Genomic DNA, 14,492 nt, shown 5'->3' with positions numbered 1-14,492 from the left:
CGCGGCCGTGGACCGGCGATCGGTGGCTCGCTACTTCTTGGAGCCGGCGGCAGCCTTGCCGAAGCGGGCCTCGAAGCGGGCCACGCGGCCACCGGTGTCGAGGATCTTCTGCTTGCCCGTGTAGAACGGGTGGCACTCGGAGCAGACCTCGGCGCGGACGGTGCCGGACGAGATGGTGCTGCGGGTGGTGAACGACGCGCCACAGGTGCAGCTGACCTGCGTCTCGACGTACTCGGGGTGGATGTCGCGCTTCAAGGTGTCTCCTAGGTTCGGGAGGGCGCCGGGTCGCAGCCGCGGGATGCGGAAGCGTGAACCGGAGCCGACGTACCAGTCTGCCAGGACCGGTGCCATGTCCCCAAACCGGGGGGTGGGGGCCGTTATTCCCCGCGCTCCGCGCCCACCACTCCCCGCGCCTCGCCGGTGGCCGTTCCCTCGGTGGCGCCGCGCGGGACGGGCCGGTCCGCGCGCAGGGCGTCCCACACCTGCCGGGCCTTCTCCGGCTGGATCAGGACGCGGTTGCGGTCGGCGGGGTCGTAGCCGACGGGGAGGGTGAGCAGGCGCAGGCCGCGGGGGCCGATGTCCTTGAGCCCGTCGGCGAAGGACATCAGGGCGTTGACGGAGCCCAGCCCGGAGTCGGTGGTCACGGAGCTGGTGGCGGTGTCGGCGAGGTCGTAGAGCTTCTTGGGGCTGGTGAGCAGGCCGATGTCGTCGATCCGGTCGAGCAGGGCCCGGACGAAGGCCTGCTGGAGCTGGATGCGGCCGAGGTCGGAGCCGTCCCCGACGCCGTGCCGGGTGCGGACCAGGCCGAGCGCACGGGCGCCGTCGAGGGTGTGGGTGCCGGCCTTGAGGTCGAGGTGGCTGTCCGGGTCGTGGATGTCGACGGTGGTGGTGATCCGCACGCCGCCGAGGTCGTCCACGATCCGCTGGAAGCCGCGGAAGTCGATCTCCAGGTAGTGGTCCATGCGCAGCCCGGACAGGGTCTCCACGGTCTTGACGGCGCAGACCGCGCCGCCGGTGGCGTAGGCCGAGTTGAACATCACGCCGCGCGCGGCGGGGTGCTCGGCGCCGTCCTGTCCGGTGCAGGCGGGCCGGTCGACGAGGGTGTCGCGGGGGATGGACACCACGTCGGCCCGCTCGTGGCCCGCCCGGACGTGCACGACCATCGCCGTGTCCGACCGGGCGGTGCCGTCGTCACCGCCGCCGCCGAGGTCGCGGTTGGCGCCGGAGCGGGTGTCGGAGCCGAGGACGAGGATGTTGCGGGAGCCGTTGGCGGACTTCTCGGGCCGGTCGCCGCCGAGGACGTGGTCGATGTCCACGCTGCTGAGGTTGCCGTTGAGCTTGATGTACAGATACGCGGCGCCGGTGCCGCCGAGCAGGAGGATGCCCGCCGCGGTCCAGGCCGTGACCAGCAGGGCCGTGCGCCGCGCGCTCCGGGGGCCGCGGCGGGACCCGCGCCGGGGCCGGCGCCGGAAGAGCCGGGCCGCTCCGGCCGGCGGTCCGGTGCCCGGGTGCTCCCCCGGTGCGGCGGGGTCCGGTCTGCTGCTGTCGGCCATCTGCTCCTCGGCTCGTCTCCCCGGTCGGCTGCCCCCTGCTCCCCCGTCCTCGCGTCGGCCCGGGTCCCTGAGAACCCCTAGGGAACCATCGTCGCCCGTCCGGCCGTACCGGCAAGCCGGAGGGAGCCGGGCGCGGGGGTGAGGGTCGCGTGCGGGGCGCTCGCCGGGGCCGCCGGGCGGGACGGGTTCCCGCGCCGGGCAGTCCTCCGGGTCCCCTGCGGGGTCGCCCGAGGGGGAGGCGGGGGCCGGCGTGGGTCCTCTGCGGGGTCCCTCCGAGGGGAGGCGGGGGCCGGCGTGGGATCTTCGGGGGACGGTGGACCGGCGTGTCCGGAAGGAGGCCGGAGGGGGTTTTCCCGAGAGGAACCTCTGGGGAGCCCTGACGGGTCGGAGACGGCCTCCGAGGGACCGGGGGTGGAAGTGGCGCCGCGGGCACGGCGCCGGGCGCACGGGGCAGGCGCGGGGCCCGCGTGGATGCCGTGAGGCGGGCGCGCCGGGGCCGGTGGGGCGGGCCGTGAGCCGGGGGCCCGCGAGCCGGGGCCCTGGCCTGGGAACCGGTGGGCCCGGGAACCGGCGGGCACGCGTGACCGCGAACCCGGGCCCGGCGGCTGCGGCGACTCCGTGGCCGCGGGAGCGGGTCCCGAGGCGCGGGCCCGGGAAGCAGGTCCCGGGGCGCGAACCCGGGCCCGGCGGGCTGCGGCGACTCCGTGACCGTGGGAGCGGGCCCGGGAGGGCCCCGGGGCGGGGGCCGGGAGACGGGCCCGGGACACGAGCCCCGGGGCGCGGGCCCCGGGCGCGGGCCCCGGGCGCGGGCCCCGGGATGCGAGAGGGCCGCCCCCCTCACCCTGCGGTGACGGGAGCGGCCCTTTCGGCCGGGCGCGCGGACGGGCCGCGCGGCCGTGGTGCGACGCTGTCAGTCCCCGTTGCCGGGGGCCGGGGTCGTCTTCTGGATCTGGAGCAGGAACTCGGCGTTCGACTTGGTCTGCTTCATCTTGTCGAGGAGCAGCTCGATCGCCTGCTGCTGGTCGAGGGCGTGCAGCACCCGGCGCAGCTTCCAGACGATGCCCAGCTCCTCGCCGCTGAGCAGGATCTCCTCCTTGCGGGTGCCGGACGCGTCGACGTCCACCGCCGGGAAGATGCGCTTGTCGGCGAGCTTCCGGTCGAGCTTGAGCTCCATGTTGCCGGTGCCCTTGAACTCCTCGAAGATCACCTCGTCCATGCGGGACCCGGTGTCCACCAGGGCGGTGGCGAGGATGGTCAGCGAGCCGCCGTCCTCGATGTTGCGGGCCGCGCCGAAGAAGCGCTTCGGGGGGTACAGGGCGGTCGAGTCGACACCACCGGACAGGATGCGGCCGGAGGCCGGGGCGGCGAGGTTGTACGCACGGCCCAGACGGGTGATCGAGTCGAGCAGGACGACCACGTCGTGGCCCAGCTCCACCAGGCGCTTGGCGCGCTCGATGGCCAGCTCCGCGACGGTGGTGTGGTCCTCGGCCGGGCGGTCGAAGGTCGAGGAGATGACCTCGCCCTTGACCGACCGCTGCATGTCGGTGACCTCTTCCGGACGCTCGTCGACCAGGACGACCATCAGGTGGCACTCGGGGTTGTTGTGCGTGATCGCGTTGGCGACCGCCTGCATGATCATGGTCTTGCCGGTCTTCGGCGGGGCCACGATCAGACCGCGCTGGCCCTTGCCGATGGGCGAGACCAGATCGATGATGCGGGTCGTCAGCACGCCCGGGTCCGTCTCCAGCCGGAGCCGGTCCTGCGGGTAGAGCGGCGTCAGCTTGTTGAACTCCGGCCGCCCGCGGCCGTGTTCGGGCGCCATGCCGTTGACGGAGTCCAGGCGCACCAGCGCGTTGAACTTCTCGCGGCGCTCGCCCTCCTTGGGCTGACGCACGGCACCGGTGAGGTGGTCGCCCTTGCGCAGGCCGTTCTTGCGGACCTGGGCGAGGGAGACGTACACGTCGTTCGGGCCGGGCAGGTAGCCGGAGGTCCGGATGAACGCGTAGTTGTCGAGGATGTCGAGGATGCCCGCGACCGGGATCAGGACGTCGTCCTCGGTGATCTGCGGCTCCTGCACCTCGTCGCGCCCGCGGCGGCCCCGGCGGTCGCGGTAGCGCCCGCGGCGCCCGCGGCGCCCGCCGCCGTCGTCGTCGTACCCGTCGTCGTGCTGCTGACGGTCCTGGTGCTGCTGCTGGCGCTCCTGGCGCTCCTGCCGGTCCTGGCGGCCGTTGCTCTGCTGCTGGCGCTGCTGCTGGCCGCCGGTCTGGCCCTGCTGCTGGTCGTCGCCCTTGCCGCGGCGCTCGCGGTCGCGGCTGCGGCGGTCGCGGTCACGGCCCCGGCGGCCGTCGCCGTCGTCGCCCTGGTGCTGCTGGCCCTGGGACTGCTGCGGGGCGGACTGCTCGGTCCTCGTCTCGGACCGGGTCTCGGTCCTGGCCTCGGCGACGGCCGTCTCGGCACCGGCGGCCGGGCTGCCGGCCTCGGCGGTCGCGCGGCGGCGACGGCTCGGGGCGGGCGCCTCCTCGGCGGGGGCCTGCTCGGACGCGGCGGCCTTCGGGGAGGGCTGACCGGGGATCTCGATCTGCTGCTGGGCCGCGGTCTGCTCGGCGGCGGCGGCCTTCGCGGCCGGCTTCTCCGCCTTCTCGGCGGCGGGGGCCTCGTCGGCGCGGGCCCGGGAGGTGGTGCGGCGCTTCGGCTTGGTCTCACCGGCGTCGGCGGCGGGCGCGGCCTTGGCCGGGGCACCCCCGGCGGCCTGCGCCTCCTTGATGACCTCGATCAGCTGGCTCTTGCGCATCCGCGCGGTGCCCCTGATACCGAGGCCGGACGCGACCTGTTGCAGCTCGGCCAGGACCATGCCCTCGAGGCCGGTACCGCGGCGCCGCCGGGAGCCGGCACCGGTGGCAGGCGCGGAGGCGTCTGTGGCGGGCGCGGCAGCGGTCTCCTCGACACGTGCGCCCATCAGATCGGTGGTGTCGCTCACGAAGGGTCCTTCCCTGGAGCGGACGTCGGCCTGTCTGGCTCGGCGACCGGTTGTGCTGTCCGGCTTCGGTCCTTGCTGTGCGGACCGTGCCGGGGCGGTTGTCCGCCCATTCGGCGGAAGAGATAACTGGTGATGGCGCGCCCCCTGGCCGTGGCACCCAGGGACTGGGTCACGCGGTGTGGTCGCACCGGTTCCGGAGCGTGCCCGTGGGGCCGCTCAGTGTCCGTGTCGGCCGTACTGTTCGCGTACGACATCCAGCACACAATGCGACTTGGGGGGCTCCCGGAAGAATGTCTGTCCCGGACGGGGACACGAGGCACCTCGCCATGGTGGGGTCGGGTGCAGACTTGAGGTTAACACTACCGGACCCAACAAACATTCCCCCTCTCGAAATACGGCAACCGTGTCAGGCCGCCAGTGGCAGAACGCTCGCGCCCCGGGTGTCGAGGCCCAGCCGGTTGGCCGCCCAGTCGGCGCCGGCCAGCGCCTCCACCTTGTCCGCCGTACCGGCGTCGGCCAGCGCCATCACCGTGGGTCCGGCGCCGGAGATGACCGCGGGGACGCCGTCCGCGCGCAGCCTCTCGACCAGGGCGGCGCTCTCCGGCATGGCAGGGGCCCGGTACTCCTGGTGGAGCCGGTCCTCGGTGGCCGGGAGCAGCAGTTCGGGGCGCCGGGTGAGGGCCTCGACGAGCAGGGCGGCACGGCCGGCGTTGGCCGCGGCGTCGACGTGCGGGACGGTGCGCGGGAGCAGTCCGCGGGCGGTCTCCGTCAGCACGGGCTTCCCGGGCACGAAAACCACCGGAACGATGGAATCGGCGGGCTCCATCCTGATCGCGCGGGCGGCTCCGGACTCCATCCAGGACAGGGTGAACCCGCCGAGCAGGCAGGCCGCCACGTTGTCGGGGTGGCCCTCGATCTCGGTGGCGAGGTCGAGGAGCGCCGCGTCGTCGAGGCGGGCCTCGCCGCCTATGGTCACGGCGCGCGCGGCGACGATGCCCGCGCAGATGGCGGCGGAGGACGAGCCGAGCCCGCGGCCGTGGGGGATGCGGTTGGCGCAGACGATCTCCAGACCACGCGGCTGGCCGCCCAGCAGGTCGAAGGCGGTGCGCAGGGAGCGGACGAGCAGGTGGCGCTCGTCGCGCGGCAGCGTCTCGCTGCCCTCCCCGGCGATGTCGATGTGCAGCCCGGAGTCGGCCACCCGGACGACCACGTCGTCGTACAGCCCCAGCGCGAGCCCGAAGGCGTCGAAGCCCGGACCGAGGTTGGCGCTGGTGGCGGGGGTGCGCACCCGGACGGCGGCGGCGCGGAACGCGGGACCGGCCATCGCTCGATGACTCTCCTTGAACGGCGTGGTGTGGACTGCCTGGTGGAACGGCGGGGTGGAGCGGGTGGTGGAGCGGCGCGGGCCGTCCGGTGACCGGATGGCGTGCGACCGGCGTCCGGTGACGGTCGCCCGGCCGGCGCCGCGCACCCGGGCGGGCGGCCCTCCGCTGCCGTCGGCGGGCCGCGGGGACAGCGCGGCGCCGCGGCATATGCGGCGGTTGGATTCGGTACAGCCTATCGAAGGAAGGTTCTGCGGCGACACAGGGCGCACGGCAGGCGCACGATGCGTGTCGTAAGCCCCCTGTGCACCCCCTGTTCCAGACATTCCCGGACGGGCGGCGGTTACGCCTGTCCGCGCCGGGCGCCGTCCCGTAGGGCCCCGCCGGGCGGTCCCCGCCCGGTGCCCGCGCCGTCCGGACGGCGGACCCGGCCGCCGCCCACCGCTTCCACCGGCGGTTTCACGGCGCCGGCCCCGCCGGACGTCCCGCGGGCCACCGCCGGAGGCCGCTCTCGCGGCCGGGCCCCGGGCCCCGGTGGGGGACCCGGGGCCCGGCCGGGAGGGTCGTGCTCAGGCCAGGCCGAGGCGCTCGGCCGCGGTGGCCGCGTCGACCGGGACGGTGACCGGCTGCGGCGCTCCGGCCACGGCCCAGTCGGGGTCCTTCAGGCCGTTGCCGGTGACGGTGCAGACGATCCGCTGGCCCGGGTCGACCTTGCCCTGCTCGGCGGCCTTCAGCAGACCGGCGACCGACGCGGCGGAGGCGGGCTCGACGAAGACGCCCTCCTGGGAGGCCAGCAGCCGGTAGGCGCGCAGGATCTCACGGTCCGTCACCTCGTCGATGGCGCCGCCGGACTCGTCGCGCGCGGCCAGCGCGAGATCCCAGGAGGCGGGGTTGCCGATGCGGATGGCGGTGGCGATGGTCGACGGGTCCTTGACCACCTCGCCGCGCACGATCGGGGCGCTGCCGGAGGCCTGGAAGCCCCACATGCGGGGCGTCCGGGTGGCGGGCCCGTCGGCGGCGTACTCCCGGTACCCCTTCCAGTACGCGGTGATGTTGCCCGCGTTGCCGACCGGAAGGACGTGGATGTCGGGGGCGTCGCCGAGCATGTCGACGATCTCGAAGGCCGCGGTCTTCTGGCCCTCGATGCGCACCGGGTTGACCGAATTGACCAGCGCCACGGGGTAGTTGTCGCTGAGCGCGCGGGCCAGGGTGAGGCAGTCGTCGAAGTTGCCGTCGACCTGGAGGATCTTCGCGCCGTGCACGAGGGCCTGGCCCATCTTGCCGAGCGCGATCTTGCCCTGCGGCACCAGGACGGCCGAGACCATCCCGGCCCGCACCCCGTAGGCGGCGGCGGAGGCGGAGGTGTTGCCGGTGGACGCGCAGATGACGGCCTGCGCGCCCTCCTCCTTGGCGCGGCTGATCGCCATGGTCATGCCGCGGTCCTTGAAGGAACCGGTGGGGTTGGCGCCCTCCACCTTGAGGTGGACCTCGCAGCCGGTGCGCTCGGAGAGCACCTGCGCGGGCACGAGCGGCGTGCCGCCCTCGCGGAGCGTCACGACCGGGGTGCTGGCGGAGACCGGCAGCCTGTCCCGGTACTCCTCGATGATTCCGCGCCACTGGTGGGTCATTGCTCGTTACTCTCCTTCAACGCGCATGATGCTGGCGACACCCCGCACGGTGTCGAGGGTGCGCAGCGCCTCGACGGTGCCGGCGAGGGCGGCGTCGGACGCGCGGTGGGTGACGACGACGAGGGAGGCCTCGCCGTCCTTGCCGGACTGCCGCACGGTGTCGATGGAGACACCGTGCTCCGCGAACACGGTCGCGACCTGGGCGAGCACGCCCGGTTTGTCGGTGACGTCGAGGCTGATGTGGTAGCGCGTGACGACGTCGCCCATCGGGGAGACGGGCAGTGCGGCATAGGCGGACTCGCCGGGTCCGGTCGCGCCGCTGAGCCGGTTGCGGCAGACGGCGACGAGGTCCCCGAGCACGGCGGAGGCGGTGGGCGAGCCGCCGGCGCCGGGGCCGTAGAACATGAGCTGTCCGGCGGCGTCGGACTCGACGAACACCGCGTTGTAGGCGCCCCGCACACTGGCCAGCGGGTGGCTGAGCGGGATCATCGCCGGGTGCACGCGCGCGGTGACCGACGCGCCGTCCGCGGCCCGCTCGCAGATGGCGAGCAGCTTGATGGTGCAGCCCATGCCCTTGGCGGAGGCGAAGTCCGCGGCGGTGACCTCGGTCATGCCCTCACGGTGCACGTCGTCGAGGCGCACCCGGGTGTGGAAGGCGATCCCGGCGAGGATGGCGGCCTTGGCGGCGGCGTCGAAGCCCTCGACGTCGGCGGTCGGGTCGGCCTCGGCGTATCCGAGGGCGGTGGCCTCGTCGAGCGCTTCCTGGTACCCGGCGCCGGTGCTGTCCATGGCGTCGAGGATGAAGTTGGTGGTGCCGTTGACGATGCCGAGCACGCGGTTGACCTTGTCCCCGGCGAGGGACTCGCGCAGCGGGCGGATCAGCGGGATGGCACCGGCGACGGCGGCCTCGTAGTAGAGGTCCTTGCCGTGCTGGTCGGCGGCGGCGTGCAGGGCGGCGCCGTCCTGGGCGAGCAGCGCCTTGTTGGCGGAGACGACGGAGGCGCCGTGCTCGAAGGCCGTGGTGATCAGGGTGCGGGCGGGCTCGATGCCGCCGATGACCTCGATCACCACGTCGATGTCACCGCGTTTGACCAGGGCGGTGGCGTCGGTGGTGACCAGGGCGGGGTCGATGCCCTCGCGCACCTTGTCGGGCCTGCGGACGGCGACCCCGGCCAACTCGACCGGGGCCCCGATGCGGGCGGCGAGATCGTCGGCGTGCGTCGTCATGATGCGCGCCACCTCTGAGCCGACCACTCCACAGCCCAGCAGCGCCACCTTCAGCGGACGCGTACGCATCATCCGACCTCGTTTCCTCATACCGTCTACGGTTCGACCAGTCTCATGCAACGGACGGGATTTTCCGTGTTTCGTCCGAATCGTGAGACATTTATTTCATTCTCGCAGGGGTGGGAGCGGAGATCTTCCGCCCCCCGCCCTCAGTGCCGTGTCTCATCCCACATCGAGGCCCAGCAGGTCCTCCTCCGTCTCCCGGCGGACGATCACGCGCGCCCCGCCGTCCCGGACGGCGACGACCGGCGGGCGCAGGGCGTGGTTGTAGTTGCTCGCCATGGAGCGGCAGTAGGCGCCGGTGGCGGGGACGGCGATCAGGTCGCCGGGGGCCAGGTCGCCGGGGAGGAAGGCGTCCTTCACCACGATGTCGCCGCTCTCGCAGTGCTTGCCGACGACGCGGACCAGCACGGGCTCGGCGTCGGAGGCGCGGGAGACCAGGGCGACGCTGTACTGGGCGTCGTACAGCGCGGTGCGGATGTTGTCGGACATGCCGCCGTCGACGGAGACATAGGTGCGCAGCCCCTCCAGGGGCTTGATGGTGCCGACCTCGTAGAGGGTGAAGGCGGTGGGCCCGGCGATGGCCCGGCCGGGCTCGACGGAGATCCGCGGGGTGCGCAGCTTCGCCGACTCGCACTCCCGGGTGACGATGTCGGTCAGCGCCTTGGCGATCTCCTGCGGCTCGCGGGGGTCGTCATCGCTGGTGTAGGCGATGCCGAGGCCGCCGCCGAGGTCGATCTCGGGGAGTTCGACGCCGTGCTCGTCGCGGATGTCGCGCAGCAGGGAGACGACCCGGTGGGCGGCGACCTCGAAGCCCGACATGTCGAAGATCTGCGAGCCGATGTGCGAGTGGATGCCGATCAGTTCCAGCGAGTCGAGCCGCAGGGCCCGCCGCACGGCCTCGGCGGCCTGCCCGCCGGCCAGCGGGATGCCGAACTTCTGGTCCTCGTGGGCGGTGGCGATGAACTCGTGCGTGTGGGCCTCGACGCCGACGGTGATACGAATCTGCACGCGCTGGCGGCGGCCGAGTTCCCCGGCGATGTGGGCGACGCGGACGATCTCCTGGAAGGAGTCGAGCACGATCCGCCCTACCCCGGCCTCGACGGCCCGGCGGATCTCGTGGACGGTCTTGTTGTTGCCGTGGAAGGCGATGCGCTCGGCGGGCATGCCGGCGGAGAGCGCGGTGGCCAGCTCGCCGCCGGAGCAGACGTCGAGGTTGAGCCCCTCCTCGTGCAGCCAGCGCACGACGGCCCGGGAGAGGAAGGCCTTGCCCGCGTAGAAGACGTCGGCCTCGCTGCCGAAGGCGGTGCGCCAGGCGCGGGCGCGGGCCCGGAAGTCGCTCTCGTCGAGGATGTACGCCGGGGTGCCGAACTCCTCGGCGAGCCGGGTGACGGGGATGCCGGCCACGGTGACGGTGCCGTCCGGGGCGCGCTCGACGGTCCGCGCCCACACCTTGGGGTCGAGGGCGTTGAGGTCGGCGGGCGGCGCGGCGTAGTGGCCCTCGGGGAGGACGTCGGCGTGACGGGGCCCGGCGGGGTGCGCGGAACGGCTCATGGCGTCTTGATGCTCTCTCAGAGGTGGTCGGGTGCGTCGATGCCGAGCAGGGTCAGGCCGCCGGCCAGCACCGTCCCGGCGGCGACGGCGAGCGCCAGCCGGGCGCGGTGGGCGGCCGAGGGTTTCTCCGCGCCGCACGGCAGCACGGTGGGCAGGAAGGGCAGCGCGGCGTCGGCGGTGACGACGAGGTGCCGGGCGAGCCGGTCGGGCGCGCGGTGCTCGGCGGCGGCGGCGAGGACGCGGGGATGGGCGGCGAGGGCGGCGAGCAGGGCCCGGGGGGCGGGGGCGTCGGCGGGGCCGGCGGGTGTGCCGGGGATGCCGGTCGTGCCGGGCCGGGCGTCGGCGGTGACGGCGGCGGGGGCCGTGGCGGGGGCGGCGTGGGGGGCCGCTCCGGCCGCGGTGCCCGTGTCGGCCGCGGCGTCGGGGGCGAAGCCGAGGTCGGCGGCGTTGCGGAGGAGGGCGCGGCTGCGGGCGTGGGCGTACCGCACCCGGAACAGGGGGTTGCTCTCGCGCTGGACGAGGTGCCCCTCTCCGGCGCGCGGCCGGTCGTGCGGGGCGGGGTGGAGCAGGGCCCAGCGCCCGGCGTCCCGGCCGAGGCGCAGCACGCCGCCGGGGGCGGGGACGGGGCGGATCCGGGCGGCGGTCTCCCCGGACCCGCCCTCGCCGAAGGCGTCGACGCGCGCGCCGAGGGCGGCCGTCCAGGCGGGGTGGGGCTCGGCGGCGCACCGGGTGCGGGCCGGGGTGCCCTGGGAGCGCAGGATGCGGGCGGCGGCCTGGGCGACGACGACGGCCCGGGGCTCGTGGGCGCAGGTCAGCACGAGGGGGGCGGGGGCGTCGGGGGCGGGGGCGTCGGGGGCGTCCAGGTCTACGGCGCCGGGGGCCGTGGGGGCGTGCCCGTAGCGGGGGCCGCGCCGGAGGATCTCGGCGACGAGGGCGGCGGGGGCGGCGGAGCCGAGGGTGAGGTTGAGGAACCCGGGCCCGGTGATGACGACGTCCGTGACGCCGTCCGCCTCGACGAGGTAAGCCCGCAGCACCTCGGCGACCCGGCGGGGCGGCTGCCCGGCGGCCCCGGCGAGCCGGAGGGCGATGGTGGTGGCGTAGTCGCCGCGGCCCCCGGGCCCCGGCGGCGCGACGACGGCCCGCCCGGGAACGCTCACGCCGGGCAGCTCCCCCGCCTCCACGGCACGACGCACCGCGTGCAGCACGGTACGGGACAGCTCGGCGGGGGTCACGGGACAAGCGTAGGGGAGGAGGGGGGTGGGTAGGCGAACTGGTTTATGCCAGTCCCGACATATGGACGCGAGGAGGGCGACGAAGGGGGCGGACGGGACGGTTCTCCTCACCCGGGGGCGACAGGGGGAGCGGGATGGGCGAGCGGGGCGGGGAGTGCCGGGGCGGGGAGTGGCGGGGCGGGGGCGGCACGCGACAGCCGGCGACGAGGGGACGTGGAACGCTGAGCGGCCGGCGACACCCACCCACGACAACACGACGGTGGCACGCAAGGCCACGCACAAGCGCGGAACGGGATGGGATGGGACGACCCGGCGGTGGGGGTCCGGCACTTCAATCGCGCACGCGCGCGGAACGGGCGGGACGGGTAGGGCACGAGCCCTCACCCGTCAAGCAGCCCGGCCCGCCCCGGTCCGGCTCACCGAACGCCGGAACTACGGGGGCCGCGGGGACTACCGGAATCACGGGGACGGGGACTGCGGAACTATCCGGCCGACTCGGCCTGGGCGGCCGAGGACCCCCGGCTCTCCCGCTTGGGGCGACTCCCCCGGCGCTTGCCCTTCCCCTCGACGAGCCGCCGTACGAGGGCGACGAGATCGGCGGGTTCGAAGGGCTTGGAGAGATAGGCGTCGGCCCCGGCCTCGAATCCGGCGTCGACCTCGGCCTGGGTGCACGCGCTGATGATCGCGAGGGGCAGATCACGGGTGCGCGGATCGGCACGCAGCCGGGCGGCGGTCCGGATGCCGTCGAGGCACGGCATCACCACATCCAGGGTGACCGCGTCGGGACGCACCTGATGGACGACTTCCAGACACTCGGCACCATCGGCCGCGGTCACGACCTCGAAGCCCTCCAGTTCGAGGTTGACCCTGATCAGCTGCCGGATGACCTTGTTGTCGTCCACAACAAGAATCCGGCCGGACGCCCTAGGCACCCTTCGAGAGTAGGTCGACCCCGGCCGCCGCGTCCGGGTTTTCCCCACTTCCGCCCCGTGCGGGGGACAACGCCCCACGCCGATGACGCCCCCGACCTCACGGAAACCCGTTCCGGACCACCCCACCGGAGCTGGTAGTGTTCTACCTGTCGCCGCGAGCAACACCACCGCGACGGACACGCCCCCGTAGCTCAGGGGATAGAGCAACGGCCTCCGGAGCCGTGTGCGCAGGTTCGAATCCTGCCGGGGGCACTCGCCGGTCACAAGGTCAACAAGCGGCCCGACCAAGGCGGATGCCGATACGAGAGGGGTAGGAGTCAGTCTCACTGACTCCTACCCCTCTCCTTTTTCCTCTCAATACCCGCACACCATCGGCGATACAACGCGACAGGCCTCCTTTGAGATCTTCGCGTCGGTGACTTCCTCGTGTCCGTCGATGCCGCCGCGGTACCGGTGTCCAGATATCCGAGCACGAAGGCGTACCAACTGATAGGCGTCGCACCTCACCCGTTCCTCACCTGGCCGAAGTCAGCAGCAGGGGCTTCGCTTACGGCCCGGACCAATGAGGCCCCGCGCTCGTCGATCAAAGCCCTGACATCCGCCCCATCGCCAGTTGCCGGCCCCCACCAGGGCTTCACCGCGCTCGGCCCACGCCATTCCGGTGCACTTCGTATACCTGGCCTGCCGAACTACGCACAGCGTCCACCGCCTTTCCAGGTGAACGTGCCGTCCACGGCTCCAGTGCCAGCCAAGAAGGCGATCTTAGGAGGATGAAGGGTAGGATAAGTAGCATGAGTGAGCCCACCGGAAAGTACTCGATCACCATGCCGCGCGACATCGCCGAAGCCGCCAAGGCCCGCAGCGGCCCCTCCGGCCTTTCCGCCTACGTGGCCGCCGCCGTCGCCCGCCAGATCGAACGCGACAACCTCAACGAACTCATCGCCGTCGCCGAGGCCGAGCACGGCCCCGTCACTGACGACGAGATCCAGTCCCTGCGCGACCAGCTCGCCCAGGCGCGACGTGAGCAGACCCGGCACGGGGCAAGCGCCGCGTGACCCGCTCCCCTGCGATCCCCGGCGGAACCCTCGTCCTCGACAGTGAAGGCCTGGCCAAGGCCGTCCTGCGCGACCGCACGGTCACCGCCTGGCTCGCTCTGGCCCGCGCCGACGACCTGCGCGTGATCACCTCAGCGGCCACCCTCGTCGAGGTGGTCCACCCCCGCATCAACCGCCCGGCCCTGGAGTGGACGCTCTCCCGTCTCGTCGTGGAACCGATCACCGAACCGATCGCCTGCCACGCCGCCGCCCTCCTCGCCGACGCCGGCCTGCACGGACACAAGTACGCCATCGACGCCATGCTCGCCGCCACCGCACTGGCCGCACCCGGGCCGGCGACGATCCTCACCTCCGACCCCGAGGACCTCATCGCCCTGTGCGGTGGACGCGCCGCAGTGATCAAGGTCTGACAGCAACTGACCGTACGAACCGCGATCGCGAATTCGGGCAGCCGTGTCAGCCCCTGCCCTCTGCCCCCAGCCATGACTCGAAGGCCATCAACTGTTCGCCCACGGCCCCCAGCGAGTACGGCGAGGATTCGTACTGCACCGACAGATTGACCTCGTAGAGCTTGTACACCGCCGGAGCCGTCTTCCCCGCCATGGACGCCTCCTTCAGGGCCCGGGCCGCCTTTTCGAGGTCCGTTCGACGAAGGGCTCCCGTGACCTCCGGCCACACCGTCTCCGCGAGGTGATCACAGAGCTCCATCAGAAAGCGGCCCGCCCGTGCCGCACGGTCAGAGGTCGCCTCTTGTCTCGCCTCGTGCATACGGTCCGCGACTTCTTCCAGGGCGTTCTCGATCTCCTCATCGATCTTCGCGACGACGCGCAACGCCTCTTGGGCCTCCGTGACCTCACGTTCCAGCCGGGCCACGCGGTCCGCGAGCTCGCCCATTTCCCTCCTCGACCTGTCGTGACTCCGTACCCGGTCGTTGCGTGGCCAGACCGGTCCA

At 73.4% G+C, this 14,492-nt stretch carries 12 protein-coding genes and 1 tRNA gene; 3 read left to right on the top strand and 10 right to left on the bottom strand.

Annotation, left to right across the window (positions count from 1 at the left end; genetic code table 11):
* Positions 1 to 30: 30 nt before the first annotated feature.
* From rpmE to GTY84_RS34090, 9 genes are all read right to left on the bottom strand, one after another.
* Positions 31 to 255, bottom strand: coding sequence for a 50S ribosomal protein L31 (gene rpmE / locus GTY84_RS21775; RefSeq protein WP_055625166.1), 225 nt, complete (start codon positions 253 to 255; stop codon positions 31 to 33).
* Positions 256 to 377: 122 nt separating this feature from the next.
* Positions 378 to 1,553 carry an LCP family protein gene (locus tag GTY84_RS21770; RefSeq protein ID WP_161227992.1) on the bottom strand — a complete coding sequence of 392 codons (1,176 nt, stop codon included), beginning with the start codon at positions 1,551 to 1,553 and terminating at the stop codon, positions 378 to 380.
* 910 nt (positions 1,554 to 2,463) lie between these two features.
* Positions 2,464 to 4,530, bottom strand: coding sequence for a transcription termination factor Rho (rho, locus tag GTY84_RS21765; RefSeq protein ID WP_161227991.1), 2,067 nt, complete (start codon positions 4,528 to 4,530; stop codon positions 2,464 to 2,466).
* 406 nt (positions 4,531 to 4,936) lie between these two features.
* Positions 4,937 to 5,854 carry a homoserine kinase gene (gene thrB, locus GTY84_RS21760; RefSeq protein ID WP_161227990.1) on the bottom strand — a complete coding sequence of 306 codons (918 nt, stop codon included), beginning with the start codon at positions 5,852 to 5,854 and terminating at the stop codon, positions 4,937 to 4,939.
* Positions 5,855 to 6,421: 567 nt separating this feature from the next.
* Positions 6,422 to 7,480 (bottom strand): threonine synthase, encoded by a 1,059-nt coding sequence (gene thrC, locus GTY84_RS21755; RefSeq protein ID WP_161227989.1) that lies wholly within the window; start codon positions 7,478 to 7,480, stop codon positions 6,422 to 6,424.
* Between the two features lie 6 nt (positions 7,481 to 7,486).
* Positions 7,487 to 8,779, bottom strand: a complete 1,293-nt coding sequence (locus GTY84_RS21750) for a homoserine dehydrogenase (protein ID WP_161227988.1) — start codon at positions 8,777 to 8,779, stop codon at positions 7,487 to 7,489.
* 150 nt (positions 8,780 to 8,929) lie between these two features.
* The gene (lysA, locus tag GTY84_RS21745; protein ID WP_161227987.1) at positions 8,930 to 10,321 is read right to left on the bottom strand and encodes a diaminopimelate decarboxylase; all 1,392 of its coding nucleotides are present in this window, start codon (positions 10,319 to 10,321) and stop codon (positions 8,930 to 8,932) included.
* A gap of 17 nt (positions 10,322 to 10,338) precedes the next feature.
* On the bottom strand, positions 10,339 to 11,553 hold the full coding sequence (gene nrtL, locus GTY84_RS21740) for an ArgS-related anticodon-binding protein NrtL (protein ID WP_161227986.1): 1,215 nt from the start codon (positions 11,551 to 11,553) through the stop codon (positions 10,339 to 10,341).
* Between the two features lie 482 nt (positions 11,554 to 12,035).
* A complete protein-coding gene (locus GTY84_RS34090; RefSeq protein WP_161227985.1) occupies positions 12,036 to 12,485 on the bottom strand; it encodes a response regulator in 450 nt (149 codons plus the stop codon).
* A gap of 180 nt (positions 12,486 to 12,665) precedes the next feature.
* On the opposite strand from GTY84_RS34090, the gene GTY84_RS21730 reads away from it, so the two are divergent.
* From GTY84_RS21730 to GTY84_RS21720, 3 genes are all read left to right on the top strand, one after another.
* Positions 12,666 to 12,737 (top strand) — tRNA-Arg (locus GTY84_RS21730).
* Between the two features lie 539 nt (positions 12,738 to 13,276).
* Positions 13,277 to 13,540, top strand: a complete 264-nt coding sequence (locus GTY84_RS21725; RefSeq protein WP_161227984.1) for a CopG family transcriptional regulator — start codon at positions 13,277 to 13,279, stop codon at positions 13,538 to 13,540.
* The gene (locus GTY84_RS21720) at positions 13,537 to 13,950 is read left to right on the top strand and encodes a PIN domain-containing protein (RefSeq protein ID WP_161227983.1); all 414 of its coding nucleotides are present in this window, start codon (positions 13,537 to 13,539) and stop codon (positions 13,948 to 13,950) included. The genes GTY84_RS21725 and GTY84_RS21720 overlap by 4 nt, the downstream gene beginning before the upstream one ends.
* A gap of 46 nt (positions 13,951 to 13,996) precedes the next feature.
* Here the strand turns inward: GTY84_RS21720 and GTY84_RS21715 are convergent, their stop codons facing one another.
* Positions 13,997 to 14,434, bottom strand: coding sequence for a hypothetical protein (locus GTY84_RS21715; protein ID WP_161227982.1), 438 nt, complete (start codon positions 14,432 to 14,434; stop codon positions 13,997 to 13,999).
* Positions 14,435 to 14,492: the final 58 nt, after the last annotated feature.

This window comes from Streptomyces sp. SID8352, assembly GCF_009862265.1.
GTDB lineage: Bacteria > Actinomycetota > Actinomycetes > Streptomycetales > Streptomycetaceae > Streptomyces.
Note: the sequence above shows the minus strand (reverse complement) of the source record. Positions and strands in the feature narration are given on the sequence as shown.

What these genes read in the sequence shown, in the direction of transcription:
- GTY84_RS21770 (WP_161227992.1), bottom strand. Translation starts at nt 1,553, where the DNA reads ATGGCCGACAGCAGCAGACCGGACCCCGCCGCACCGGGGGAGCACCCG.
- thrB (WP_161227990.1), bottom strand. Translation starts at nt 5,854, where the DNA reads ATGGCCGGTCCCGCGTTCCGCGCCGCCGCCGTCCGGGTGCGCACCCCC.
- thrC (WP_161227989.1), bottom strand. Translation starts at nt 7,480, where the DNA reads ATGACCCACCAGTGGCGCGGAATCATCGAGGAGTACCGGGACAGGCTG.
- GTY84_RS21750 (WP_161227988.1), bottom strand. Translation starts at nt 8,779, where the DNA reads ATGATGCGTACGCGTCCGCTGAAGGTGGCGCTGCTGGGCTGTGGAGTG.
- lysA (WP_161227987.1), bottom strand. Translation starts at nt 10,321, where the DNA reads ATGAGCCGTTCCGCGCACCCCGCCGGGCCCCGTCACGCCGACGTCCTC.
- GTY84_RS21725 (WP_161227984.1), top strand. Translation starts at nt 13,277, where the DNA reads ATGAGTGAGCCCACCGGAAAGTACTCGATCACCATGCCGCGCGACATC.
- GTY84_RS21715 (WP_161227982.1), bottom strand. Translation starts at nt 14,434, where the DNA reads ATGGGCGAGCTCGCGGACCGCGTGGCCCGGCTGGAACGTGAGGTCACG.